The organism is Corynebacterium belfantii (assembly GCF_041898185.1).
Taxonomy (GTDB): Bacteria; Actinomycetota; Actinomycetes; order Mycobacteriales; family Mycobacteriaceae; genus Corynebacterium; species Corynebacterium belfantii.
Genome location: NZ_CP157823.1, coordinates 166,840 through 192,833, shown reverse-complemented (window position 1 = coordinate 192,833; position 25,994 = coordinate 166,840). Strand labels below are relative to the sequence as shown.

The following is a 25,994-nucleotide window of genomic DNA, read 5'->3' as shown; positions in this document are numbered from 1 at the left end:
TAGCGGACGCAACCAAACCGCCACGCAGTACTCTCCGCACACACCGGTATTCAAACCACTACTTTGTGGGACAACTTGGTAAAAGTAAAAGAAGGAGATGCCTTCTACGTGGCAGTCTCTGGCCACAAACTCAAATACGAAATAGATCAGATCAAAGTGGTCACCCCAGACCACATCGACGACCTTGGCCGCGAACCCAGCAAAGACTACATCACGCTTATTACCTGCACCCCCTACGGCATCAACACCCACCGCCTACTAGTTCGCGGACACCAAGTGCCCATGGACCCCTCAGAAGAAAAGGTCTTCGAGGAGTCCACAGTGGTATGGCAATGGTGGATGTGTGCCATCGTCGCCGCAGCCGCGCTCGTACTGATCCTGCTCGCCTGGTGGCTACGCAAGAACAGTCGCAAAGCACAGCGCAGCAACTTGACACAGCGCAACAACTAGATACTGTCGAGCCACGCCTGATGCAAGTGGGCCTCACCAGCAGATTCTGGGTGGAACGCATAGGCGTGGATCTTGCCTTGGCGCACGCCCACCACGTGATCGCCCACACGCGCAGTCACCGCAACGCCCGCACCGCAGGAAATAACCTCGGGGGCGCGGATAAAGGCCACATTCGCATCGATTCCTTCCACCTCAACTACAGCGTCAAAAGAATCCACCTGGCGGCCAAAGGCATTACGGCGCACCACAACATCCAAACAACCCAACGTCTGCTGGCCCTTCGCGGGATTTTCCACCGTGCCCAAGTAAATCAACCCAGCACAGGTAGCAAACACTGGCAGACCATTGTTAATAGCCACACGCAGGGGCTCCGCAAGGTCGAAAGCACGCGCCAGCTTATCCATCACAGTGGACTCGCCACCTGGGATAATCAGGCCGTCGAGCCCCAGCAGGTCATTGGGCACGCGCACCCGACGGTGCTCCACACCCAAGGCCTCTAGGATTGCAATGTGTTCTGCAAACCCACCTTGGAGGGTGAGTACTCCGATTACCATCCGCGCTCAGCCAAACGGTGAGGTGCAGGAACATCGGCAACGTTAATGCCGACCATTGCCTCGCCTAGGCCGCGAGACACCTCTGCGATAGCAGAAGGATCGTCATACATGGTGGTGGCCTTCACGATCGCAGCAGCACGCGCAGCAGGGTTACCGGACTTGAAAATGCCCGAGCCCACGAACACACCCTCGGCCCCCATCTGCATCACCAAGGCAGCGTCGGCAGGCGTGGCAACACCACCAGCAACAAAGAGGGTAACAGGCAGCTTGCCGGTTGCGGCAACCTCGCGGACAAGATCATAAGGAGCCTGAATCTCCTTAGCAGCAACATAAAGCTGATCCTCATCCATGCTGCGCAAACGGTTGATCTCACCACGGATGGTGCGCAGGTGCTTCACAGCCTCGGAAACGTCGCCAGTGCCGGCCTCACCCTTAGAGCGGATCATGGCAGCGCCCTCGGTGATGCGTCGTAACGCCTCACCCAAGTTGGTAGCACCGCACACGAAAGGCACATCGAAGTTCCACTTATCAATGTGGTTTACATAATCCGCAGGTGATAGCACCTCGGACTCGTCGATAAAGTCCACACCCAAAGACTCCAAAATCTGGGCCTCCACAAAGTGGCCAATACGAGCCTTAGCCATCACCGGGATAGACACAGCGTTGACAATGCCCTCGATCAAATCAGGATCCGACATACGAGCCACACCACCCTGCGCACGAATATCCGCAGGTACGCGCTCCAACGCCATCACAGCAGAAGCGCCGGCATCCTCAGCGATGCGAGCCTGTTCTGGGGTGACCACGTCCATGATCACACCACCCTTGAGCATGTCGGCCAGGCCGCGCTTCACGCGCGTAGTTGCAGTAAAAGTTTCTTGAGTCATGATGACTATCCAAGCCCACAAAAGTGGACTAATGCTAGATCCAAATTCCGCGTGTTGCAATAGACCACTTTTGTGCACGACAATACCTCTATGCGCCCCGACCTGGTCACCAACCTCCCCATACGACTCAATCGCGCCAGCACCGACCCCATCCCCGCCCAAATCGCCGACCACATCCGCATCCTCGTAGGCCGTGGCCTGCTCAAACCCGGCGACCATGTCCCCAGCACCCGCGCCCTGAGCACCCAACTAGGCATCTCCCGCGGCAGCGCAGTCACCGCCTACGAACAACTTCTCGCCGAAGGCTTCCTCATCGCCGCCCGCGGCTCCGGCACCTGCATCAACCCCGACCTCACCCCCACGCCGGCCCCCGCCCACTCCCCCACACCACCACCAGAACCACCAGCCATCGACCTTACCCCAGGCCTTCCCGACACCGCCACCCTCACCAACTCCTCCTGGCGCGCCGCCTGGCGCACCGCCTGCACCCAACCACCCGCACACACCCCACCCCAAGGGCTACTTCACCTGCGCGAACAAGTAGCAGACCACCTCCGCCGCATGCGCGCCGTAGTAGCCAGCCCCGACCACATCATCATCACCGCCGGCGCCCGCGAAGGCTTCTCACTCATCCTCCAAGCACTCGGCCCCGACCTACGCGTCGGCGTGGAATCGCCAGGCTACCCCAGCTTGCGGCGCGTACCCGCAGCGCTCGGCTCCACCACCGTGGCGCTTCCCACCGACAACCACGGCCTGATCACCCACAACCTCCCCGACCTCAACGCGGCCCTAGTCACCCCCAGCCACCAATACCCCCACGGCGGCTCCCTGCCCGCTTATCGACGCACCCAACTAACCACCTGGGCCACCCGCACCACAGGACTCATCATCGAAGACGACTTCGACTCCGAACTGCGCCACGTAGGCCAACCCCTGCCCGCCCTTTTCGCCCTGGCACCCCACCACACCGCACTACTGGGCACGTTCTCCTCACTCATTTCCCCCCAAGTCTCCTGCGGATACATAGTGGCTCCACCCCACCTAGTACCACGCTTAATTGAATTGCGCACAATATTTGGCAATACCGCGAGCGGCATCACCCAAGAAGCACTCGCCCAATACCTAAGCTCAGGAGCACTACGCCGCCGCACCCAAAACCTCCGACGCATCTACCGCCGCCGCCGCGACACCGTAATCGCCATCCTCGGATCCATCCCCGGAACCACACTCTCCCCTATCGTCGGCGGCCTCCACGCCGTACTCGCCTGCACCCGACCCGAAACAGACATCCTCCAACGCTGCCGCCAACACGGAATCATCGTCGAAGGACTCTCCGACTACTGGAGCCAACACCCCGATTCCGGACCCAGCAACGGCATCGTCATCGGATTCGGCTCCCACGACGACGCAACACTCACCGAAGCCCTGCACCACATCGCATGGGCCGTCAGCTAACGACCGTAATACACCTCTCCAGGAGTGAGCTGACCCAACAATTGCGACACCGTGACCAACGTATAACCTTGTTCCTTCAAACGATCAATAATCCCCGGCAACGCCGCCGCCGTCGACGGATGAATATCATGCATCAACACAATCGACCCCGGTTGCACCTGAGCCATGATGTTATTCGTAGTCACCTGCGCATCCCGATTCTTCCAATCCTCAGAATCCACATTCCACAAAATCAACGAATAACCCAAACGCCTCGTATCCTGATTCCACGCACCATACGGCGGACGCATCATCACCGGCCGCGGCGCACCCGCCTCCACCAGCCGATCACTAGCGCCATCCGCCTCCTGCTGCTGCTCCACCAACGACAACAACGGCAACTGACGATGCGTCACCGTATGACTACCAATCTCCATGCCCGAGGCCACCTGCCGACGCACCACCTCAGGGAACCGCGGAATCGCCGTCGCAATCTCAAAAAACGTCGCCTTCACCCCACGCGAATCCAACGTATCCAAAATCTGCGACGTATAAGGCCCAGGACCATCATCAAACGTCAACGCCACACATTTTAAAACTGAACAATCCACTGGCTCTGCCCCTCTAGATTGCACTTGCGGCAACTGTGGCATCGGGGTCGGAACCGGCGCCGGCGGCAATAACCGCTTACCGTTCTGCGACAACAGACCCTCCGCAGGAATATCAACCTCAACAATCCCCTCCGACGACGCCAACACACTCGCCTGCGGCAACCGCACATGCATCACATCCCCCTCAACCAGAACATCCCCAAACAAATTAGGAATCCTCGCAACCTCAGCTGCCGACACACCAGACGCCACCCGATCACCCAACTGATCAAGAACCGCGCGGGCGGCGTCGATACGCCTATCCTGCGCAATCACATCAGGCCCCTGCCAAACCCGATCCCCCGAACTAAAAAACATACGACTCATCGACGTCGCATTAGCCCCACCAAACTCCTCCAACGTCAACCGCATCGCCACCACATCACCAGCACGCACCTGATCCCCCGAACCATTCAACTCCGAAGGATTCACATCACGCGGCCCATACTCCCCAATAAACTCACGAGCCACACCCTCAGCCCACGAAGCCATCGCCTCCGACAAACCAGCGTGCCCCTCCAACACCGGCCACTGCACATGAATAGGCAACTGCGGACTATTCGTAGACACCATTCCCGACGCAGCATCCACCGTCAGCTCAACATCATGAGAAGGCTGAGCCGCAGCACTCTGAAAGTGTGAAGATTGCGAATCATTTGAGGTACTTGGAGCGCTAATAGTGCAACCCGTAGCAAGCAGGCACACAGCAAGAAAAATGCTGACACGAGGGCGGAAGTGAACACTGTTCATAAGAAAAACTTAGCGTATTCCAAACAATTGGGCGAGGGACATTTCATGCACTAGGGAGGAGTTCATAAAAATTACTATACTTTTATGTCTTCTACCTGTGGAACTCCAATCCAATGAATACCACACAAAGAAACCCCAGCTCAAACTGAACTAGCCCCCAAAAGTTGGACTGGTTTAATTCTAGGTGGTTAGGGGTTCAAGGGCCTGATTCCGGTAGTGCATCGGGGTCAGGCCCTTGAGTCGTTGTTGGATGCGTTCGGTGTTATACCACTGGATGTAGTCTTCGACAGCTTGGGTGAATTCCTCGACGGTTCCAAAAACTTCTCCGTGGTACATCTCGGTTTTTAAGTGTCCGAAGAAGTTCTCCATTACTGCGTTGTCGTAACAATTAGCTTTACGCGACATTGACTGAACACCGCCGTTGTCGTGGATTAGATTACGCCAGGTTGAATGCTGGTACTGGAAGCCTTGATCGGTGTGCATCATCCATCCAGGCTTCGGCGCACAGGCTGCAATCGCCTTTGTTAGGGAATCGGCCGTGAATGCTATCGACGGTGATGTAGCCACGGTGTGAGCGACAATACAGCGGTCGAAGAGATCCATTACCGGTGATAAATACACTTTGCGGCCTGCAACCCTAAATTCGGTAACGTCGCTGACAAAGACGATGTTGGGCTTGTCTGGAGTGAATTTACGGGCAAGCTTATTGTCAGCAATGCGACTGATAGTTCCTGTGTAGGAATTATAGGGCCTGCGCTGACGGATTTTAGCCCGAAGACCCATCTGGTGCATGAGCTTGTAGACGAGTTTGTGGTTGACCACCCAGCCCTTGTTGCGCAAGTCCAGCAACACTCGCCGGTAGCCGTAGCGATGCTTGTTGGCTTCGAAACTTTCTAGGATTGCGTGCTTTACCGCAGCATGTTTATCCGGCTTATCGAGTCGCTTTTGATGGTAGAAGAATGTCGCCCGCGGCATATCTGCCGCCGCGAGGAGATCTGCCAAGCGGTGTTGTGACTTGAGGATGACGATCGCCTGGGCTTTCAGGCGTGTCCCTGGTTCCTCAAGTCCCGCAATTTTTTTAAATAAGCATTTTCAGCCCGCAACCCTGACTTGGCTCAATTTAGTCAGACGGTTGGGGCAGCTTTTCGGTGAGTTCGCGGATGTCAGCGGGCAGGTCGGTTTGTGCATGGAGGGTCTGGCCTGCGATTTCGACGGTAAACGTCCGGTATTTCTTCAGGGTTCGCACTAATCGCTTCAACGATAGGCCCGTGGCTTGTTCCAACACGTGGCCTGTGGCCATCGCGGCCATCACAATGGTTAGGTGTGCGTGGATGGAGTCTTCTTTACGGTGATAAATCGGTCGGGCTTTCAGGTCTGATTTCGCCATTCGGAACGATTTCTCGATCGTGAACAGGCGCCGGTAGGCACCGATGACTTCCTGGGGTTTTAAGTCTGTGCGTGAGGTCTCGTATCCTTTAATCCCGGCCAGGGTTAGGTGCTTGTTGGCTAGGGTGTGGTTGACCTGCTTATTCGGGGCCTTGAGGTTGACGTATCGATTCCGCTTGACGGGTATCTTTCCGTCAACAGCACGCTGGGCTTTATCTAGTTGTTCGCCGATGCCGCGCCTTGTGCGCCGAGCCCTATCGTAGGAATACTGGTAATAGGTCACTGCCTGCGGTTTGCCGCTGGTGCGGCGTTTGTCGCTGTGGTGACGGTGGGTCCAGATGTGTCCGTCGTCGTAGTCGGTGTAGCTGCGCCCTTCCGCTGCATCTAGCCAGGCTTTAATTGGTTCTGGGATTTCGCGTTCTTTCGTGCCCAGAATGTAGTCCAACCCGGCATCGATAATCGCGGTCTTGTTGGCGGCTGAAAACATGCCAGCATCAGCAACAATCGTGATGTCGTCAAGGTGGTAGGCGTCTTTAAGACGCAGGATCATTGGCAACATGGTGTGCGTTTCCGCACGATTGCCTTCAAACGCGCCGATCGCCAAGGGCAAGCCGGTGGAGTCGGTGAGCATCCCGACAGTGATCTGGGGTTCGAGTCGGCGTTCTTTACTAAACCCGGGTTTGCGTAGCTCGTCGGGCACGTCAGTTTCAAAATACAAGGTTGTCACATCGTAGAGAACCATCACACCAGGACCAATGGCCGCGTGTGTGGCTAGCGCGTGGGTTATCTGGTCGCGGAAGTCTTTGTCGGCATACCGCGGAAGGTAGCGCTTTATAGTCGCGTATGAAGCCGAGGCCACGCCGACTTCTGCCAGAGTTTCAATGGAATCAAACTTGGAACCCGGCGAGATAATACGGGCTTGGACCAGGTTGAAAAACACCTCGTCCTTGCCGCTTGCCGTATCCAGGCCAAGGAGTTGGAAGGCCCCGCGAATCGCGTCTAGGAGAAGACCTGCGCGTTCACCGGATACCGTGACGGGATTATCAACCGTGCCTGTTCCAGACACAGCAACCGCAGAAGGCAACACTTTGAGGTCAAGTGAAATTTGCTCGCCATCGACAAGCCGCTGAGCCTTGACCATCAGCGCTGCGAGATCGTGGTCGGTATGGGCGGAGCCGACGTGTTCGATTTCAGGTTTGCGGTTGCGGTACCGCCAGATGATTTGAACAGCGGTCGCACCCGACGCCGTCGGGACCCGGCGGATACTCGGTGACATATTCAACAGCCTACCGGCACCCCCACCGCTACCCGCTTAGTCAGACAAAACCCGCACTCTGATACCCAACCCCACAGGCAGAAACGTCAATATGAACTACAACACACCAAAATGAGCCAAGTCAGGTTCTAGGATTGCGTGCTTTACCGCAGCATGTTTATCCGGCTTATCGAGTCGCTTTTGATGGTAGAAGAATCTCGCCCGCGGCATATCTGCCGCCGCGAGGAGATCTGCCAAGCGGTGTTGTGACTTGAGGATGACGATCGCCTGGGCTTTCAGGCGTGTCCCTGGTTCCTCAAGTCCCGCAATTTTTTTAAATAAGCATTTTCAGCCCGCAACCGTTCGTTTTCGCGACGCAGCTTATCTTCTTCAGTAAGCACCTTCGGCTTAGCTGAACCTTTAGGCCTGCCCTTCGGTTTCAGCTTTAACGCGTCATCACCACCTTTGCGCCATTTTCGCGACCAATATCCGACCACTTGATCCGACGACAGACCAAACTCACGGGCCAGATCCATCTTCGACTCGCCAGCTAGATGGCGTTGGACAACTTCCTTTTTGATTTCGAAAGAGTACTGCTGCTTTGAAGGCTTTTCCACAAGACATAGCTTGCCATGGAGCAAGAACCGACGAAACAAAGCACGGACTGGGTAAACACCAACACCAACATGATGAGCTGCAGCCCAATAACTATAACCCTGCTCGAAAAGAGCCACCAATTCTTCCCGCTGTCCCGCCGACAACGAACTACGTGCACGCATACAACTGCTCCCCACTAGTAGGTAACTGATTTCTCAGTCCAACTAATGGGGAGCAGTTCACTATGAGCTGGGGTTTTGTTGGTGCGCCCGGAGGGATTCGAACCCCCAACCTTCTGATCCGTAGTCAGATGCTTTTCACTTCTTACCATTATGTTTATTGCTCGTGTTCGGCCTACGTTCGGGTAACACGAACCAACATCTAGGGAGTGCCTACGTTTCTCTCCATATTCTCTATGCTTGACCGCCCCGTCAGCCGAAGCCAACGGGGCATTACTTAACCTTCGAGCAAGTGCTTAATCTCTCTGAAATCAGGGGCTGCAGGAGGCGGAGGCGGTGAACCGCGATCAGCCCAACGGATCCATAATCCATTGTTGTGATCAGCCCGAGACGCAAACGATGCGCCAGCGTCTCTGCTTTGATTCGCTTATCATGCTCCGCTTCGAACTGGGCTTGTACCTTATCAATCCGCGCCTCCATCAAATCAATACGGCTACCTTTAGCAGCCTGAACGTCTGCTCGCTGCTTCGTGTACGCCACAATGGCAGAACCGATCGCGGTAACGAGACCTCCAAGAGCAGCCACCAACGCTGCAAGCGTACTCATGCTTGCCTCCGATCGTCGCCAATCGGAATGTCACCGCGCTTGCCACGCCATACAGCCCACATAATGGAGCCAGTCAACGACAGAATCAGCACACCGACAAGCCACAGCACCGTCTGCTGATACTCAACAGCAGCAGCGAGAAGACTGAACGCCCATGAGACATTCAGCCCCGTGGCAACAGCCAGGGCGACAACATCAATATGCCACCGATCAGTAAAGGCTGCAGCACCACAGATAATTCCAACAACAATATGAACCCACGCCCACGCCTCAATTGGCATGATCGATTCTGCAGGTCGCTGCCACTGCAAAGGATCACCTAACACGTCAGGAAGGTAGTAAACCCCCACCGCAACCTGCACCACAGCCAACAACAGCAACGCCGTGGAATCGGTCATCAAAAAAGCCCGTGCACGCAACGCAACGGGCTGAACACGAAGAGGTAGATGATCAATAGGCATAGGGCATCACCCCGCCGACTCAGCAAGACTATTGCGAACTTTATCAAGATCAAATACTGGCGACGGAGGTGCCGCATTGTCGATCCGCGTCACCATAGAAGGTGTAATAGCTCCCTTTGTTCCAGCGTGGATAATAAGCTGTGCGACACCGATAACCACAGCGACGGCGACGTTCACCCAGGGGTTAGCATCCCCGAGCAAAGCGACGATCAGGTTAGCGAAATGCAAGACAAGGCCGGCGCCAGAAGTCAAAGAATCCTTACGGCGCAGCCACCACGACTGCGACTCCAATGCACGAGTAACAGCAGCCTGAATATCAGTATTAGCCATGATTATTTCCCCTCTCGATCAGCGGTGATAGCGTCAGCAAGGATTTGATCAGGATCAAGACCCTGCTTTTTGGCAATAGCCTTAGCCAGCACAAGAATCTGCCAGCAGGTGGCATCCACAATGCTGATCAACGTGGACTGCGCGAACCACTTCGATGGGTTAATCAACGATTTGATCATGGGATCCTCTTCTTCTTTCTTCATCCCCCCACCCATAAAAGGCGGGTTATCTATATATCTCTGAACATTCCTGCGGAAATCATTCATATCGATTCCGCCTGGATCCCACTTACCCTGAGCCGCACCGGAGTATTCCTTATGGCCTAGGAGCGTTTGTGGGGTTGCTGGCTTCCCGAGATACCACAAAATAGCAGCACAACACCGGTAATAAGCATCAAGCTGCACCTGTGGCCACGGGCTTGTACCAGACGACGCCGCCTCAATACCGATAGCCACTTGGTTTGCGTTGTCTGTAGGCCACCCTTGATAGGATCCGCGGCCTGCGTGCCAAGCGATTCCTGCGCCGACAATCACTGCCGTGCCGTCGCGGTTCAGGTGAATTTGTGAGCACAAGCCCAGCTCTGGGTGATTGGCGATATAACCAGGAATGTCTTTATCCGTGCCTGTGTGGTGCGCGAACACTCCTTGGATCACACCAAAGTCACCGTGGCCACGGTCTTTCCACCCGTCCCATTCTTGAACTTTCACCCCGAATGCTCTCAGCACCTCGGGCAGGAATAACGGGTCCCCCCGGTGCTTCGGGTTTGGCTTCATTTTCCTTCTCCTTATCTATTGACAAAGCCCTCACCGGATTGGTGGGGCATAAAAAATGCACCCTATGCGGGTGCGGGGATAACTCAATGTCGATCCTCAGCCACAGAAAAACGACGTTTCCGGGTTCGGGTCTTACGCCCGTCCAAGGTATTTCCAGTACACCGGGTTTTGGGGTGACCTTAGTCGGGTTGAAGCATGGGCCCTCACGGATCGGTAAACCCCACCGTTATACTCGACTACATCACCGGGGTTATAGTACTTTCCGAGCTCCCATTCTGTGATCTCGGGCCAGACCTTCGTATCGCCGTAGTACACCTCTTTTACCGGAGTGCTCCCGTAGAAAATTTCTCTGGGGGTCTCACCCCCGACTTTCATACCACCCATCACCAATCACCGAACCACGTAGATAGTATTGTGATCTGGACGCTTCGGCATACTCGAAACCACCTGGATCTTCGGGGCAGCGTTCACCGCGTCCTGTAGCTTCTGTACCTCGGACTTGGTGGCCATGCCGGCAATCTCGTCTTTTCCAGCCTTTTTACCAATCTCAGTCTCAATCGTGGAATACTTCTCTTCCAGCTGACTAACCTTAGTTAGATCGTCTTCAAGCCCTGTAATCTCACCCTTGTTGTGGGTGTGCGAGGAACTTGCCTTACCGGCCAAAGCCTCAGCCAACCCACGAACCCCATCAATACCCAAATTCGTGATTTTCTGGGCAAGCGTCGCCACCTCCGCTTGTGACGCTTTCTCGGAAAGCTGATTGATCAGCGCGGCCGCAACACTCTTCTGAGACGCAAGCTCGTCCGCAACCTCTTTCAGCGTGTCATAGGCTTGTGGTGCACCGTCAAGAATTTTTTTCACCACAGCATCGACCGCCGACGTTGCTACGGATTCTGCTGTTTTCGCCGCGGCCTGCGCTTTCAAAGAATGCTGCCCCGCCGTCGCAGCATCCCGCCTGACCGCTTCAGCATCACTCCTGACCTGCGACACGATCTGCTGTGTGGCTTGGGTGATCTTTTCTTGCACCACAGCAAAAGAAGTCTCAGCATGCTCTTTCAACCACTCGTATTGTGGCTGCCACCTATCAAGCTGCTGGACGCGTTCCTCCCACTGAGCAAGCCGAGCCTTGACCTGCTGCCACGCCGACGATACCGAGGCCTCAGCAGCCTTCGCAGCAGCCGACGAGGCCTCCACAGCCTCCGCAGCAGCCTCAACCTTCTCACGATCAGCAGCCACAGACTTCACCGCCTCACCCGTGGATTTCACACCACGAGCCACCTGATCAGCCAACTCCGCTAGCCTGTCATGCACATCAGGGGTGAAATCTTTCGCATCCTCCACCGCCTGCCGAATCGTGGCAGTACCCTCATGGATCAGTAGAGGGATCGATTCACGGGCCATAAAATCCGTGCCAATCAACACCAGCACAGCAGCACCCGGCGCGATAGTCGCCGTGAACTCACCATGCTCATCGACAGTGATGCGCACCGGCTCATCCACAATCAACTCACCATCCCCCGGGCGGGTGGCAGCAGGGCGCAGCCACACCTCCTTAATCCTTGAGGGCTGATTGGTGATCGTGGATAATTTTCCTTGAACAGCAGGCATTATTGTCGTAGTCCTCTCTTTCTTCGTTCTTCTTTCAAAATCGCTGCGAAATCGACGATCGGGTGTACTGTGACCGACACTTGTTGGAAAGCTTCAAAGCTTCCTACGCGGGGGGTTACCGTTTCGCCGGCGTTAATCTCCACCGTGAATGAGGATGAATACCCGGACAAGGCCGTGACGCGTGCTACTCCTAGCACCGACGCGCCCACGACAGTATTGGAGGGCCTGAGGTAGAACTGGATTCTATTCCGCGAGGGGTATGAGACCTGTACAGGGCCAGCCTGCACCGGAGTCCACGAATCCGCAGTCACCATACCCGGCCTACTCAGCTCGACGAACCTTTTCATCGCCGCTTGCTGTGATTCCAATTCTTTCAAGCCTACGTCTTGGAGCCGGTTCCATTCAGTGTTCTTGCGGATCAGCTCAGATTGAACCTGATCCAGCTGGTCTTTTTGCCGCCGCCACTTCGCCAAAGCATCATCAGCAGTCTCCTGCGCTGTTACCGCTTTGCCATCTGCCTTAGCGGCAGCCTTACCAGCCGATACAGCCTGCTGAGACACCACGCCGATCGATTTAGTCATCTGGCGTTTTTCTTGGGCTATTTGCTGCAAGAGCTGGTCATTGTGGCTTCTTAGCGCTTCGGCGTCTTCGATCATTGCGCCGCCAACGTGCCATCGCCACCCCACTGAAGTGGTGTCATCAGAGATCATTTCCCACCGTGTGATTGGAAGCGGCAGGATCCGACCCCAGATCAGCACGTCGACGATGTCTCCGCGCTTGATGTCGATACCTGGTCTGTATCTTCCAGTTCCGGAATCAGTGATGTCTCGTTCGAAGAAGATGTCACCTTCGGTGCGAAGTTGTGCGGCTTCTATTTGTGTTTCGAGATCCGAGGTTTGAGCAGTCAGGTCTACTGTGGCATCAGCTCTGACGAATGCTACGTCGAACCGCCCCGCCGCAGGCTCATCTGGGCGGTAGATGTACCCGTTTTGTAGCCGCTTTTCGACGTCGGCTTGTTCTCTGCCCTCTGGCAGACGTACATCAAATTGTCCGTAAACATACGTTGCTTGTCGACGCCCGACGGTCATTGTTCCACCGTCAGCTACGAGCAAAGGCTTACCCATAAGTCACCGCCTTTTCACGTTGTTCCACCTTGATAACGATCGTGGGGCTTTTCAGGTTTAGCCCGCTAATAGGAGCATCTGTTGGCCACCACATCTCTGCGGAGATACTGACTCCGGCCGCAGCGGCCAGCGGTGCCAGTTCCTCCCACATCGAACGATCGGTTGGACGTATCAGAATATTCTTTGATTTTCGCCCACTTGGATTGGGATCTACCTGCACGGGCGGATCCGCTAGAAGATCCTCCCGTCCGATGGCACGCCACGTAGCGGCTAATGAATCTGAAATGATCTTCCTGATCAGTGGCTCTGCTGCCCCCTGCTCAGTTGCACCATCTGCAACCGTGACCATCTTGATGTCTTGCAGATCCCGAGGCTTGTCAAATTGGACACCAACATTTTCAGGACCAGCCCAATCCCTCGTGAATCGCGTCCACTTCCCTGTCCATGTCGTCGGCCCTGACATCGCAGGAAAACGCGCCAGAGTTTTTAGCATGTCCGTTCCATGAACTGCCAGCACTGATGGTGCACCCGCGCCGCCTTCAGCCACAGCAAAATCCACACGAAAGACCCGTCTAGAGCCCGCTCGTTCGATCGCAATAAATCGCGTCGCCTCACTCAATGGAACAAGACGCCCCACATCATCTGTTTTTCCGAGGCCATCAGCAATGAGCTGATGAATGACCGGGTGCACGATCCCACTTGCAGACTGGACTCGCAATTTCACCATGCCAGACGCAGGGTCGTTGGTAGCCTCCGGCATTCGCATTTCCATGACAGGCGGTAGATCCATCATTGGGGTGGCGTTTTCATCCAGCAGCCCCAGCCATTGACCTTGATCTGCGATCACCTGATCACGATGCTTCTTGTGGTTTTCCCAATTGAACTCCAATTAGATCACCTTCCATGGGTCTGTCAGTGCGATTCTCCACATAGCGGACGCTCCTGTGGGAAGAACAAATTTTCGTGCGCAGCACGGCGGCACCAGCTCCGGAGTCACTGCGATCTTTGCCGGCCAAACTTCATAGTCTGGAAGCCCGTCATCTTTAATCACGACGCAGGATTCCTCAGAATCCAAGATGAGCGTTCTCCAGTCAGACACTGGTGGCAGATCAAACACTGCACCTGATGGCAAGGTGACCGCCCCACCTTTCCCCTTCCACCTAATGCGGATGGGGATCGAAACTTCACCATCATTGGTGACAAGCACGGTGTCTTCTCCATACGCCCAATCTGTCCACCACACCCCCTCATCTGAGATGAGGCTGATCTCTACTGAATCGACCACAGTTTCATCGAGCAGATCAGATTTGGGAGCAGGTATCGGTGCTGCCGCTTTGACCTGGGTGTAGATAGTTCCGTGAAGACTCGTATCCACAGACAGTGTGCCGAACAGGGTTTGTGAGAAGGCGGCGCAGACCCTGCGATAAACGCCATCAACGGTTTCACCATTTTCACCTGCTAGTGCAAGCGTTATTGTGCCGTCCATCGGCTGGATCTGCGTCGATTCTGTGATTTGCCCTGACTGTCCGATTGCCTGCAGGGTCTTTGCTTGGACCTTAGATTTCATTCCTGAAAGGCCTGCATATCTCAGGCCAGCAGTCCACTCAGATTCCGACAAATCGAACTGGATTCCCCAAGGGGACATATACGAGATTCTGGTAATCCCACTCATAGGAGGTGTTTCCTTTCTATCCAATCTTGGAGTCAACAAAACGATTCGCATCAATCTGAGTCAAAGCTGCGATGCGCCGCTCATATTCATCTCTGACCTCACGCAGCATTGCCTCTGTCTGCCCTCGGGTGAATGCATCTCCCGGCGGCAACGTGAATTCCACTGGGCTGGTATTAATCCCAGCTTTTTTCGCAGCTGCCCGCTGGGCCTCCACAAGCATCGCAAGCTGCCTGTTCGTCTCGTCTTGCTGTGCGATTTGGCGCTGGGCCAAAGCCAGCATTGCTTCACGACGCTGCGCTGCAACTTCTGCAGCCTTAGCGAGAGCTTCCGCCTCCCGCTTCGTTGACGCCTCCGCAAGCTGCTTCTGCAATTTCGCATAATCCAGCTGTGCTTTTAGTGCATCCAGTTTGGAGGCGTACTCTGTTTGAGTAGAGAGCTTTTTCGCCTCTAGCTGGAGCTTTTGCGCCTCAATAGCAGTGGATAAAGCAGATTGCTTGTCTGCTTGACGCCGCTGCATCGCTGCGATCTTCGATTCCACTCCATAGGCCATCGAACCGATCGTTGCCCCCATCCACTGGTCGGCCAGCTTCGCGCCACCGACTGCAGCATCAGGCCCCAGGCGACCAGCTAAAGCACCACCACCAATCGACAGTGCAGCACCACCGAGGGCCCCGGCGACGATTCCGGCTTTTGCACCAGGGCTCATGCCCTTCCATGCTTCCGCCATCTCGCGCTTGTTGTTGTGAATATCAAAGCCACCTCGAACAACCTCACCAAGGCCACCGAGCGCCATACCAGCACCAGCGACCGCACCGAGTGGCCCACCAGCCGCGAAGCCAGCAAGACCTCCAAGAATGCCACCAATGATCTTTCCAAGACCACCAACGACCTTGCCCACACCGCCGAATCCTGCAGCAGCACCTCGAGCCTGATTCGACGTCAACCCATAAAGCTCGCGTGCCTGCTCAGTGAGAGCAGCAGTATTAAGCCTGAGCATTTCCGCCGCAGCATTTTGTGCCAATGTCGCCTCAGCCACCTGCAGCTGAGCTGCTGCCTGTGCATGTGTAGCCTCCAGCTCATCAATCGCTGCCTGCGCTTTAGCCACCTCGACTTGCCACTGGGCCGCCTTGACAGCAGAGGAATTCTCAATCACAGACGATGCGACTTCCTCAATCGAGAAGATGCCCGTGCGTCGGAATCTGTCCATCGCACCACTCATCGCCTCGATCGACGTTGCCCCTAGCTTCGCCTGCTGACGACGCGCCTTGTCCAGCTCCGCTTCAGCCTGCGCGACAGAGACTGCTCCCATAGCGCGGGTTCGCTGCAGATCCCACTCTTTTACTTGGAGATCTTGTACCGACTTAATCAGCTGCAGGCGGTTCATTGTCTGCTGCATCTGCAGCTTTGAGACTTCTTGGCGGGTCTTCTCGACCATCTCCGCGAGGTCTCCCATCACAGAAAAGTACTTCTGGATGTGACCAATACCAGCCTGTAGCGCCTCACTGACACCTGTGACCATGTCTGCTGCCGCTTTAAATCGTGCCGCGACCACAGTCCGTTCAGCTGCCTCTAGGCGCTTTGCAGCATTCGTCGATTTATCACGCAGATCATTGAGATCCTTCTCGGCCTCCTCAATCTTTTCTGCCGCTTTCTTCGCTTTATCTGGCGCATCTTCACGAGCCTTTGCTAGATCACGCTCGGCTTTCTCGATCTTGCTAGGATCACCACTTTCACGTGCCTTTGCTAAGGCTGCTTCTTTGTCCGCGATCTTGTCCAGAGCATCACGCTCTGCACGTGAAAGATCTTTACGGGCCTCGGCGACAGCTTCTTCCGCTTTACGCAGATCGACCGTCGATGACGCAATCTGCTTGCGTGTTTCAGCAAGCCCTTTTTCCGCATCAATGACCAACTCGGATTGATCGAAAAACCCTCCACCGCCACCACCTGATGCAGCACGGCTCAGCACCGGAATCAGCTTCTGCAACCCATCAGCTAGGTGTGCAAAGTCATCCCACTGTTTAGCGGTCAAGACAGGCTCTGGACGCCCCGACAGGTTCAGACCAAGACCACCGTGCGGGATATAGCCGCCTTGATCATACAGCCCCACATAACGTTCTGCCATACTGTGCAGCTCACTAGCACTACCCCAGTTCGCATCACCACGGGTATTAACGCCCACATCACTCGATAGGTCATCTATCTTCGCGACACTTGACCCATCGCCCGGGAAGTGCCTCCACTGATCGAAACCGCGACCGTCGAGAGGCCCAGCTTTACCACCAATGGTGAAACCTCCACCGGTGTTGCCACCGGATTCCACGAACGTTCCGTCCTGCAGCACCATAGCAGTGTGCCCGTTGGCGCCTCCGCCTTTATCCCACCAGCCAATCGTGATGTCGCCTAGACCACCGCGCCCGGGCAGTGCGCCTTTTGCATCGAGCCATGGCCCCTCGCTGACTGTTGACGTTCTCGTATCGAAGAAGGGCAACCCAACAGCAACGTTCGTTGTTCCTGAGACTGCGCCAGAGCAGTCAGTTGCAGCCGGACTCCACCCGCCCATGAGATACGGTGTACCGTGCATAAACGCAATACTGCGCTTGATCTCAGCAGCAGCTTTGACCAAACCGCCTGTAGCGAACATTGGGAAAGTTCCCGCATTAATCTGTGCTAATACATCGTGGTATTTCTCAGATGATCGGCGATTAATTACCCATTCACCCGCATCAACACGAGCAACCGGCATCCCATCAGAACCAACCCCAAGAATCCCATCCACACGATCCGTACCAGGACCTGTAACCGGAAGACGCCCACCGGTAGCATATCCTGCGATACCACCATCGGCGTTTCCTGTGATCTTGTCCCATGTTTTCCGCATCAGGAGGCTGATCACCTTGGTCTTTGGGATACCGTCGAGCAGCCCCTTCGACTCTGTCACCGCCGTCTTGAGCTGATCATTATTCGCGGAGATCTTCGCCTCAGTCTTCTTCTGCGCAACCTCATTCAGGTTGTTGAGAGCTGTTTTTTATCCTCAATCAGCTGATCAAGAACCAACTTAGCTTGCGGATCAGCCACCTCCTCAGACAGGGCCCGCAACTCAGCAAGAGAGGTTTCCTTGCCCTGCAGCAACTCCTCGATATCGAACCGAGCTTTAGCAGAGATCTCAGTCCCGTCGAGTTCCGTCGTCAATCGCTCATAGTCAGCGATCCCAAGACGAAACTTCTCGTCTTCAACGTCGATCGTGACACCAGCTTGCAGCTGGTCAACTTTCGCCGTTGACGTCATCACAGTGTCAAGTTTGCTCAGTGCTTCTTCGGTCTGAGCCGTGACCTTAATCTGGCCTGTTTCCTTGTTGATGACCTCAACTTGGAACCCAAGAGCTTTCAAATCATCTGTAGTTTTCTCCACGTCAGCAACCTGGAATTCCTTCGGCTGCCCGAGAGACTCCGCTAGCTCCTTGGACTGTACCCAGACTTCAGCCAACGACTTCTTCGCTTCATCATCTTTGATACTGACCAGCGTCTCGATCACAGGAGGCATCAGCCCCATCGACGACGCAAGATCACGCACCTGCTCAGAAGACAAACCAAAATGCTCACCAAGCTTAGTCAAAGCGCCTTGGGTCTGCTCCCACGCAGACGCCATGTCACCTCCACTGGCGGCGACATTTCCGAGCTCGTCACGAAAGCCAATCAGCTCCTGACGCAGCTCACGGGAATTCTTCTTATAAAGATCAAGCTTCCCGTCTGCACCAAACAGGCTGTCGCCGAAACCGTCGCCTTTATCTGCGACACCTTCGGCAGCGTCACCGATCTGGTCGATATGCTCCGCAAGCTTTGCAGCAGCATCATCCTTCGACTGGGCTTGGCCAAACATCTGGTCAAGCAACGAATTCAGCGCTTTAGCTTTGTCTGCTGCAGACGAGGAAGCATCACCGATCTTTGCGACGGCCTCAGAAACTTCCGTTGCTCCAGGGGCAAGATTCTTAGTCTCTTCACCGATCCGCTGCCATGCCTCACGCTGCTGCGTGAGCTGAGCGACTGCCGCTTTCCCGCCTTCGGTGGTCTGATCAAAACGAGCCGTAAGAGCATCGAATTTTTCTTTGCTGCCTGTGACAGCCGATGTCATTTCGGCGGTTGAGGCACCGACCTTTTGGAACGCATCAGCAATTTTTTCCGCGCGCTCCGCTACAGCAGTGTTCATAGCGGTGTCCATTGCTGCGTTGATCAGATCGAAGTCTTTGGTTCCCTCCCAGAGCACACTGAGAGCTCCACTGAACTTCCCAGGCTTCGTCTCCGCGAGCTGCTGCTGCTTCTCAAGAAATCCATCGAGAGCAGTAGACATCGCATTGATCGCACCGGCTGTGTCTCCTGCAGCTAACGCAGCTGCCATGTCACGGTGAGCTTGCGCACTCGCACGGGTAGCTTCTTCTAGAAGCTTCTGCTGCTCCGCGGCTTTACGTGACTCATTGGCCACCTCACCGACGATATAAGTGGCTGCACCAAGACCGACCATCCATGGCCCGCCAAAAGCGCTGATAACGCCCTTCGCAGACGCCTTCAGCCCACTGATAGCGCGAGCTTCAGCAACAGCCATGGCTTGGCCCATGCGACCGATCTCAACACCATTAGCCTTCGCCAGCGCAGCCTGAACACGCATCTCATCGCTGAACCCAGAAAACCCAGTCTTCACCGCTGTGGCTTTATCGCTAAGCGCCCCGAGCAACCCGACGTGCTTAGCAATAGACAAGCCTGCCAAGGCAAGGCCCACGTGCTGGACTTCGGCTGGCAATGAAGCAAATGCAGACCCGAGGCTACCTGCGGCCTGCGTGACAGAGCCCAAAGCGTTAACAGAGGTCGTCGCTACGCCAGAGATAACCGGCGCTATATCTGTGATCCCCTCAGCAAGTTTTCCGAGGCCTTCAGCCAATGGCCCCTCAACAGAGGTATAGATACCAAGGGCTGTCTCTTCCCAAGCATTGCCGACCTTTTCAATAGCCCCTGGCAATCCTTGAGTCTGCGCCGCTGCAAGTTCTGCCGCTTGCCCGGCGCGGGTGACCGCGGCGCGGGTGCGGTTGAAGCCTTCTGCGCCTTGTTGGGCTGCGATGCCTGCTAGGCGCATTGCGTCGGAGCCGAAGAGAGTTGCTGTTGCCGCTTGGTATTGTTCGTCGGTCATGCGGGCTGCCGCGTTGTTGAGCTGGTCAAAGAGGTCCGGCATGCCGACGAATTTGCCCTTGGCGTCGTGGATTGTTAGACCGAGTTCTTTGATCGCAGCCTGCGCAGGCTTCCCCTGATCTGTCAGCGCAAGCAACGCTGACTTCATGAGCGTTCCGGCGTCACTGCCTTGGATACCTGCATTGGCGAACATGGCCAGCGTGGTTGCAGTGTCTTCCATCGAGACGCCAAACTGATGCGCGACCGTACCTGCCTGTTGCAGACCATGCGCAATACCGGTGATCTCAGCAGACGACGCGTTCGCAGCACCAGATAAAACATCCGCAGCGGTTGCTGCATGATCCGCTGTCAGCCCAAAAGCCTGAATCGCCTGAGATTGAATAGTGGCAGCCTGGGAAGCCTCAATCTGTGCAGCAGCTGCTAGCTGGAGCGTGCCCTTAGCTGCGTCCATCGACTCTTGGAGCGTGAACCCGCCTTTGGCAAGCTCGGTCATCGCAGCCGCGGCATCACCAGCAGACGTGGCAGGCAGATCCATGTCGTTGCCAAGCTCACGCGCTTTGGCAGCGGCAGCCTCCATTGCCGCACCAGAAGCTTGGGTGACCGCCTGCAAAGAATTCATCTCCGTGCGGTAGGTGTTACCCACCTCGATGATCTCCTTACCGAACCCTGCGATGCCAGCACCTGCAAATGCAAGCCCCAGTGCACCGCCAAGTTTGCCGGCAACGCCGAGCGCAGGGCGCAGCCCCGCCTCCATCTTTGGGCCAAAGCCCTTTACATCTGGTTCAACCAGAATATCGATTTTGCCGCCAGCCATAGCACGCTCCTCTCAGCTATCTACCTATGCCCTCCCGAAACTGACGAATACTGATGCGCTTCTTCGCCGGCTTTTTCTCTACCTCAGCTACCTGAGCTAAAAGCTCCTTCGCCCGGCGCGCTGCTGCGTGCTGTGGGCGTTGGGCGATGGGATAGATGATTGGCTTGGGTGGGGGTTTGGCCCCTGATCTTTTTCGTTGTTCGTGGGCTTTTTTGACTTCTGGGTCTTCTGGGTCTGTTGTCCACGATTGGTATTCGGCGTTGAGCCAGTAGTCTTCGCGGTCGATGAGGGATGCAATGTTTTCATCGGTGTATCCCCACTCGTAGTCGTCGAGCTTGAGGACCAGAACCATAAGATCGACCCAGAAGATTTCCCTGCGCTGCTGCCGCCAATTAAGGCCGTAGAAACGCTGAAAGCCCGCTAGGCAGCGGGCGTGTTCTTGAGGGTCTTCCAGGGAAGTTAGGAGTCTTTCGACCCCGTCAAAAAATTTCCATCTTCGCCACGGATACCTGCAAGCTGGGTCAGTGTGATCTGCACCTTGTTGAATTCTGGAAATGAAAGCTGCATCAAATCATCCACGAAATCAGCCTTCGCTTTCTCCTCCGATGTGGAAATAAGCTCAATGAGCTCGCGGGTGACCTCTTTTAGCGGCTGCTCTGCGACCTCTGGGCCGTAGAGGCGGATGATCTTGTGGACTTCATCTGCGGTGAAGTTCCGGCGGATGGTGAGATCGTTGCCTCGGAGTGTGATTTCTTGTGGTTCTCCTGCGTCAACGGAGCAGGCTTTTTCAAAAATATCGATTTTTTCAGACATGGGTTTTCCCTTCTCGGTGGTGGAATAAAAAGGGCGGATCCTTTTCTTCAAAAAGAAGAGGCGATCCGCTTTCCTCAATACCGGCGCTGATTATGCGACGGTGACCTCTTGCGAGCTGGAGCCGGTGAGGTTGGTGCCGTCTGCGGTCAGTACACCGGTCACGCCCTTCACAGTGAAGGGGCCTCCTGCGCGGCCTGTGACAGAGGCTTTCTCCCCGCCCTTGACCTGGCGCAGGATCAGTTGTACGGCAGTGCCGTTGGAATTCTGCGCAATATCAGCGGATTTCTGGCCATCGATGGAAAGCGTGAAGGTACCCCCGGATGCTCCGGAGGGAAGGGTTACGGTTTTCTCACCGGCCCCGTCTTCTTCATCCTAACCGCTATCGTCATCGACGGTCATTCCTTCTGGAAGCCCAGGAAGAATTTCAACTGCTGGCACGAGGAATTCCACGGAGAATTCATAGCCATCAAGGCTCTTGCCATCGATAGCAGCGCGAGTCGCAGGGCCAGAAAGGGTGCATCGCTCACACCAAATAGCCATTTGATCTTCACCATCGTCGAGGCGGATCAGCAAGGAGAATTCCTCACCAATGCCCTTTTCGACAGCATAGTGGTCGCCGATCTTTTTAATCTTTCCACCCTGGGCACGCGTGCGAACAGTTGCCTCAGAATTATCGACTGCCCGGAACTTACAACCCTCGGTTAGCGGGTCACGAGCAACCTTGTAGGCAGCCTTGCGGTAATTAAACACCTGCAGCTTATTAACAGCCTGCTCCGAGGTCAGCTCAAAGCCAGCTTCGACACCGCCATATGGCAGAAATCCCTCAAGCGATTCAGCGAAAAGATCGCTAGGCATATCTGCGCCAGCGGGACCTCGGAATGCATCACCGTCAAGCCACACATAGGCTTTCTCCGGATTAGCGTAATTGGACATTTTCTCCTCCTAAATAATCTGTGCCCGGCGGCGCAGATGAATCTGAAACCGCACAGGCGCGTAATACAAAACTTTGTCTGCTCCACGAGTGGTGTCGTAAAGCTGAATTGGGCCGTCAATCCACGTCGCGGACCACGCATGCAAATCATCGATGACGATGTTTTTCGCACGGCCAAGCAACTCCCCTGCCGTCGCGGCAAGGTTCCACGCTGTGACATCAGGATCTCCATCAAGACCAGAAACATCACGACCAGGCACCCACGGGGTCACCTGGATCATGAGCCGGCGCAGCATCGGATCATCACCAACATGGCCCACAGCGGCGACTGTCACATGCGGTTTCACCAGAGGATCCGGTACCTCACGTGTCGTTACCTTCCCGCCGTGTAGAAGCTCGGTGAACACCTCATGCTGAAGTAAAAACTTTCGGATCTCACCCGGCGCGTAGGGCATTGGTGTTCTCATCGCCTACCTTTACCTTTCCTTGGTCGCATTCCTGAGTACTTGCCGTAACCCATCGCCGCATTGGTAAGTGATGCATGAGCAGGTGTTTTACTCGTTCCATACTCCTTGTGGATTGCAGTTTCGTCAGTGTCAACGACCATGATCTGGGTTCCGGATTCTTTGACTTCAATCCCCGTTGCATAAGCACCGGTGCGATAAGGTGCTGCGGCTCGAGCCTCGTCTGCGATTTGGCGGGCGATTTTCCTTCTGCCTAACCTAGATTGCAATCTGACTTGTTGTGGGATCTGGGATTTGAAGATCGTTAGCCGTGCTTTCATCTCTTCCCCTTGGCTCGACGAACGCGGGTGGCAATGTACTCAGGTGCTTTGCCCGGGATCCCACGCTCATGCCCATCAGTGATGCACTGCCAGATTCTTCCGCGATCATCAACGAATTCGTCGGCAGCACATATCTCAATCTCGGTGATCGGGTTATGCGTTGGGCAAAAGAGGATGAGGCGTTCATCCTTCACAGATGTTGGCCCCACTTCTTTTTCGCTTGACCATAGTGGTTCTTGGACTAGCCCACGTCCAGCAATTTCAGTGATGGTAGGGCTACCAGGTTCTCCAGTGATGGTAGGGCTACCAGGTTCTCCAGTGATGGGGTCTTCACGACCTTCTATCACTTTTCGGAGAATGAACTTTGGTTGAAAAAGAACAGTTGCGCTCACCACCGAGTGCTCCCCTCTGAGAAGGTCGGCATAGGAGCCTTTCTGATACTGAAAGCACCGCTCGGCTGCGGAGGCGACAACAGAACTATCTCATCTGTTGTGAGCCACAGAAGGTTTCCAGACCCTAGACCTCCGTCGGCTGACCATTCCATTTGGACATCTGGATAGGCCAGCTTGTCCATGCCCCCGCGAGCGGTTTTGTCGAGGGCCCTGGTGACCATATCTTCGACTACGCCTGCGACCACGCTGATTGAAATTGCCCCATCGCGGGTTCTTTTCTCCAGTGTGGGGAACCGCTGCATGATGATGGCCTCAGCACGACCGACGAGCCTCTCAGCGTAGGATTCGCGAGAACCGTCTAGGTCAGACCAGATTTCCGCAATCGGTATTTTTAGGAAGATCGCCATGTGCTACCTCCTAATGTTCTGTATGGGCCTCAATTGCTTCGCGAAGACCTGCAACATCAAGCCCTTCAGTATCGATACCGAGCGTTTGGGCGTAAGCAATCAACTCAGCTTTCTTTGCTTTTGCACTCGGTGTTCCTGACGCACTGGCTTCGGAGGCTTGCTTCTTTGCTAGCTCTTCAACCTCGATGATGTACCCATGGCGCTTGTAATACGCGAGTTTGTGGTCTGGGACTTTGCAGACTCCGTCGACGAAATAATCATCGCCAACAGGTCCTGTGTATCCGTGTACTGGTGTTTTTACGATTGCCATGTCATCTCCTAGTTATCAGCTAGCTTGATGTTGCGCATCACGGCAGCAGCCTTGGTCGACTTCAGTGCAACTGCGATAGGACCAAGCTCGACCTCGCCACGCTTGACAGCACCAGCTGTAGAGAAGTCTGGAAGCCATGTCTTGATCATGCGTCCATCTGTGGTGGTGACACCATGGAAACCATCAAGGCCAAAGCGCACTGCATAGAGGCTGGTCTTTCCCAGAGTCACAGGAATAATCGGATCATTGGTACCAGCTTTTGTACCAGGATCAACAATGATCACGTTTCCGATCTGCTCGCGCATAATCTGATGACCATTAGACCCCAGCAGGCCTTCCACTGGTTCTCTCGAGTACATGTTTGCCCGGCGCGCTGCTGCGCGGATCTTCGCCAAGGCACGTTTGTTACCGAAGAGCATGGTTGGTGGACCATCGAGTGCATCCAAAAGTTCGTCGAGATCGTCGAGTACTGACATGGCTGCATCGGTTGCGGTGAACTTAGACCAATCGCGCTCGGTTCCTTCTTCTTCCTTGTTTAATTCGGTAGAAGAGTCTTTGAGAGCCTTATCAAGGCCATCAAAACCGTTTGCGTCCTTTGCTGTGTCTCCGTTGATGACAGCATCGCAGAATTTAGTATTGGTCGCTTTGATCAGCTGTGACATCTGCAACGCGATTTCGTCCGATGCGGCTGGCCCGAGATGTGCGAGCACACGGTCGACCTTAAAGGATCCGCCTAGAGGTTTCAGCTCGACGCTGATTTTCTTGGTGGTGACTTCCTTATCGGTGTACTCCGTTCCGAGTTCACGGAATGCTGCATCACGTTGCGTAGCTAGGCGGCGGTAGCCGTACGAAAGGGTTGCGCCGCCTCCTGCTGGATTCACTGCTGTGTCGAATGCCAGGTTGTCGAGAATCACCGATTCTTTGCGGAATTCATCGATGACGGTTGGTTCATAATCTTCTAGTGTATTGAGCTTTGCTTGCTCTAGGGTGATCGCCATTTCTTCCTCCTTTAGACGTTAAAGTGGGCACGCAAAGCACTTGAGAGTGAGTTTGTTTGCGGCTTTCCAGCTGCGTTCTGGCCCTGTGAAGGATCAAAAGCAGAGCGGTCGAAGCCAATTGTCTTTGCAAGTGCTTTTGCGTCTTCCATGATTTCTTCTGCGGTTTCTCCCCGCAGCCTGTCCGCCATCTCGGCGGGTAATTTCGTTGCGGACAATGCTTGTGAGACGGCCTCACGCCGCTTTGATGCAGCTTCTTCATCGGCGATTTGCTTTTCCAGCTCCGCGATTCTTGCTAATGCCTGGTCTCGGTCTGCGACTGCTTTTTCGTGATCGCTCATTTTTGACCGCTCGATCTCATCGAGCTTTGCTTTGAATTCGTCGCGCTGTTGTTCTGCTTCTTGGCGTTTATCGCGCTCACGAGCAAGATCCTTAAGCACCATCGTCTTTGATCCACGGGCTTCTGGATCTTCGTCTTTACCAGAGTCGCCGTCGGTTTTCCCATCTTGTGGGCTAGTTTTAGGACTGTTCTTGTTCTCATTCTGGTTACTATTTAAGTTCTCTTCCCCTGCGCCAGATCCGCTATGAGCGGTGTCGGAGTCGTTGATGATCGCTCGGACCCATGGGGCTCGTTTCTTGTGCATTGCTTACAATCCTT

26 protein-coding genes and 3 pseudogenes are annotated in these 25,994 nt (G+C 55.1%); 2 read left to right on the top strand and 27 right to left on the bottom strand.

Annotated elements, in window-relative coordinates; translation table 11 throughout:
* Positions 1–15: 15 nt before the first annotated feature.
* Positions 16–450, top strand: a pseudogene (locus ABMV07_RS01085) (sortase); the annotation flags it as partial.
* Here ABMV07_RS01085 and pdxT read toward each other — a convergent pair.
* Positions 447–1,004, bottom strand: coding sequence for a pyridoxal 5'-phosphate synthase glutaminase subunit PdxT (pdxT, locus tag ABMV07_RS01080; protein WP_088267612.1), 558 nt, complete (start codon positions 1,002–1,004; stop codon positions 447–449). The pseudogene ABMV07_RS01085 and the gene pdxT sit on opposite strands and share 4 nt — an antisense overlap.
* Positions 998–1,891: a pyridoxal 5'-phosphate synthase lyase subunit PdxS gene (gene pdxS, locus ABMV07_RS01075; protein ID WP_088267613.1), complete on the bottom strand. Its 894-nt coding sequence runs from the start codon at positions 1,889–1,891 to the stop codon at positions 998–1,000. The genes pdxT and pdxS overlap by 7 nt, the downstream gene beginning before the upstream one ends.
* Before the next feature lie 90 nt (positions 1,892–1,981).
* Between pdxS and ABMV07_RS01070 the strand changes: the two genes are divergently transcribed.
* Entirely contained in the window at positions 1,982–3,346 is a 1,365-nt protein-coding gene (locus ABMV07_RS01070; RefSeq protein WP_097784534.1) for a PLP-dependent aminotransferase family protein, read from the top strand.
* Here ABMV07_RS01070 and ABMV07_RS01065 read toward each other — a convergent pair.
* From ABMV07_RS01065 to ABMV07_RS00945, 25 genes and pseudogenes are all read right to left on the bottom strand, one after another.
* Positions 3,343–4,725, bottom strand: coding sequence for a polysaccharide deacetylase family protein (locus tag ABMV07_RS01065; protein WP_088267925.1), 1,383 nt, complete (start codon positions 4,723–4,725; stop codon positions 3,343–3,345). The two genes, ABMV07_RS01070 and ABMV07_RS01065, sit on opposite strands and share 4 nt — an antisense overlap.
* A gap of 180 nt (positions 4,726–4,905) precedes the next feature.
* Positions 4,906–5,828, bottom strand: a pseudogene (locus ABMV07_RS01060) (IS3 family transposase); the annotation flags it as partial.
* 17 nt (positions 5,829–5,845) lie between these two features.
* A complete protein-coding gene (locus tag ABMV07_RS01055; RefSeq protein WP_374064146.1) occupies positions 5,846–7,387 on the bottom strand; it encodes an IS1634 family transposase in 1,542 nt (513 codons plus the stop codon).
* A gap of 126 nt (positions 7,388–7,513) precedes the next feature.
* Positions 7,514–8,145, bottom strand: a pseudogene (locus tag ABMV07_RS01050) (transposase); the annotation flags it as partial.
* Between the two features lie 270 nt (positions 8,146–8,415).
* Entirely contained in the window at positions 8,416–8,748 is a 333-nt protein-coding gene (locus ABMV07_RS01045; protein WP_374064812.1) for a hypothetical protein, read from the bottom strand.
* Positions 8,745–9,209 carry a hypothetical protein gene (locus tag ABMV07_RS01040; protein WP_088267923.1) on the bottom strand — a complete coding sequence of 155 codons (465 nt, stop codon included), beginning with the start codon at positions 9,207–9,209 and terminating at the stop codon, positions 8,745–8,747. Before ABMV07_RS01040 ends, ABMV07_RS01045 begins: the two co-directional genes overlap by 4 nt.
* A 6-nt stretch (positions 9,210–9,215) precedes the next feature.
* The gene (locus ABMV07_RS01035) at positions 9,216–9,539 is read right to left on the bottom strand and encodes a hypothetical protein (RefSeq protein ID WP_088267922.1); all 324 of its coding nucleotides are present in this window, start codon (positions 9,537–9,539) and stop codon (positions 9,216–9,218) included.
* A 2-nt stretch (positions 9,540–9,541) separates the two neighbouring features.
* Positions 9,542–10,312 carry an N-acetylmuramoyl-L-alanine amidase gene (locus tag ABMV07_RS01030; RefSeq protein WP_196977191.1) on the bottom strand — a complete coding sequence of 257 codons (771 nt, stop codon included), beginning with the start codon at positions 10,310–10,312 and terminating at the stop codon, positions 9,542–9,544.
* A 132-nt stretch (positions 10,313–10,444) separates the two neighbouring features.
* Complete coding sequence (locus ABMV07_RS01025; protein ID WP_374064996.1) at positions 10,445–10,687, bottom strand: carbohydrate-binding protein; 243 nt, start codon at positions 10,685–10,687, stop codon at positions 10,445–10,447.
* 15 nt (positions 10,688–10,702) lie between these two features.
* Positions 10,703–11,920 (bottom strand): hypothetical protein, encoded by a 1,218-nt coding sequence (locus tag ABMV07_RS01020; RefSeq protein ID WP_374064811.1) that lies wholly within the window; start codon positions 11,918–11,920, stop codon positions 10,703–10,705.
* Positions 11,920–13,044, bottom strand: a complete 1,125-nt coding sequence (locus ABMV07_RS01015) for a hypothetical protein (RefSeq protein ID WP_374064810.1) — start codon at positions 13,042–13,044, stop codon at positions 11,920–11,922. The genes ABMV07_RS01020 and ABMV07_RS01015 overlap by 1 nt, the downstream gene beginning before the upstream one ends.
* Entirely contained in the window at positions 13,037–13,933 is an 897-nt protein-coding gene (locus ABMV07_RS01010) for a hypothetical protein (protein ID WP_197691971.1), read from the bottom strand. Before ABMV07_RS01010 ends, ABMV07_RS01015 begins: the two co-directional genes overlap by 8 nt.
* Positions 13,934–14,689 carry a hypothetical protein gene (locus ABMV07_RS01005; RefSeq protein ID WP_229254909.1) on the bottom strand — a complete coding sequence of 252 codons (756 nt, stop codon included), beginning with the start codon at positions 14,687–14,689 and terminating at the stop codon, positions 13,934–13,936. It abuts the gene before it with no gap.
* A 43-nt stretch (positions 14,690–14,732) separates the two neighbouring features.
* The gene (locus ABMV07_RS01000) at positions 14,733–17,654 is read right to left on the bottom strand and encodes a hypothetical protein (protein WP_374064809.1); all 2,922 of its coding nucleotides are present in this window, start codon (positions 17,652–17,654) and stop codon (positions 14,733–14,735) included.
* 65 nt (positions 17,655–17,719) lie between these two features.
* Complete coding sequence (locus ABMV07_RS00995; RefSeq protein WP_374064808.1) at positions 17,720–20,704, bottom strand: phage tail tape measure protein; 2,985 nt, start codon at positions 20,702–20,704, stop codon at positions 17,720–17,722.
* Positions 20,705–20,720: 16 nt separating this feature from the next.
* On the bottom strand, positions 20,721–21,056 hold the full coding sequence (locus ABMV07_RS00990; RefSeq protein WP_088267916.1) for a hypothetical protein: 336 nt from the start codon (positions 21,054–21,056) through the stop codon (positions 20,721–20,723).
* Between the two features lie 107 nt (positions 21,057–21,163).
* Entirely contained in the window at positions 21,164–21,517 is a 354-nt protein-coding gene (locus tag ABMV07_RS00985) for a hypothetical protein (RefSeq protein WP_088267915.1), read from the bottom strand.
* 372 nt (positions 21,518–21,889) lie between these two features.
* Entirely contained in the window at positions 21,890–22,450 is a 561-nt protein-coding gene (locus ABMV07_RS00980) for a hypothetical protein (protein ID WP_374064807.1), read from the bottom strand.
* 9 nt (positions 22,451–22,459) lie between these two features.
* Positions 22,460–22,903: a hypothetical protein gene (locus ABMV07_RS00975; protein WP_374064806.1), complete on the bottom strand. Its 444-nt coding sequence runs from the start codon at positions 22,901–22,903 to the stop codon at positions 22,460–22,462.
* Positions 22,904–22,911: 8 nt separating this feature from the next.
* On the bottom strand, positions 22,912–23,232 hold the full coding sequence (locus tag ABMV07_RS00970) for a hypothetical protein (protein ID WP_085666415.1): 321 nt from the start codon (positions 23,230–23,232) through the stop codon (positions 22,912–22,914).
* Positions 23,229–23,579: a hypothetical protein gene (locus ABMV07_RS00965; RefSeq protein WP_374064805.1), complete on the bottom strand. Its 351-nt coding sequence runs from the start codon at positions 23,577–23,579 to the stop codon at positions 23,229–23,231. Before ABMV07_RS00965 ends, ABMV07_RS00970 begins: the two co-directional genes overlap by 4 nt.
* A 41-nt stretch (positions 23,580–23,620) precedes the next feature.
* Positions 23,621–24,031, bottom strand: a complete 411-nt coding sequence (locus tag ABMV07_RS00960; RefSeq protein WP_374064804.1) for a hypothetical protein — start codon at positions 24,029–24,031, stop codon at positions 23,621–23,623.
* A gap of 10 nt (positions 24,032–24,041) precedes the next feature.
* Positions 24,042–24,341 (bottom strand): hypothetical protein, encoded by a 300-nt coding sequence (locus ABMV07_RS00955; RefSeq protein ID WP_374064803.1) that lies wholly within the window; start codon positions 24,339–24,341, stop codon positions 24,042–24,044.
* An 8-nt stretch (positions 24,342–24,349) separates the two neighbouring features.
* Positions 24,350–25,339 (bottom strand): major capsid protein, encoded by a 990-nt coding sequence (locus ABMV07_RS00950; RefSeq protein WP_374064802.1) that lies wholly within the window; start codon positions 25,337–25,339, stop codon positions 24,350–24,352.
* An 11-nt stretch (positions 25,340–25,350) separates the two neighbouring features.
* Positions 25,351–25,980, bottom strand: a complete 630-nt coding sequence (locus ABMV07_RS00945) for a hypothetical protein (protein ID WP_374064801.1) — start codon at positions 25,978–25,980, stop codon at positions 25,351–25,353.
* Positions 25,981–25,994: the final 14 nt, after the last annotated feature.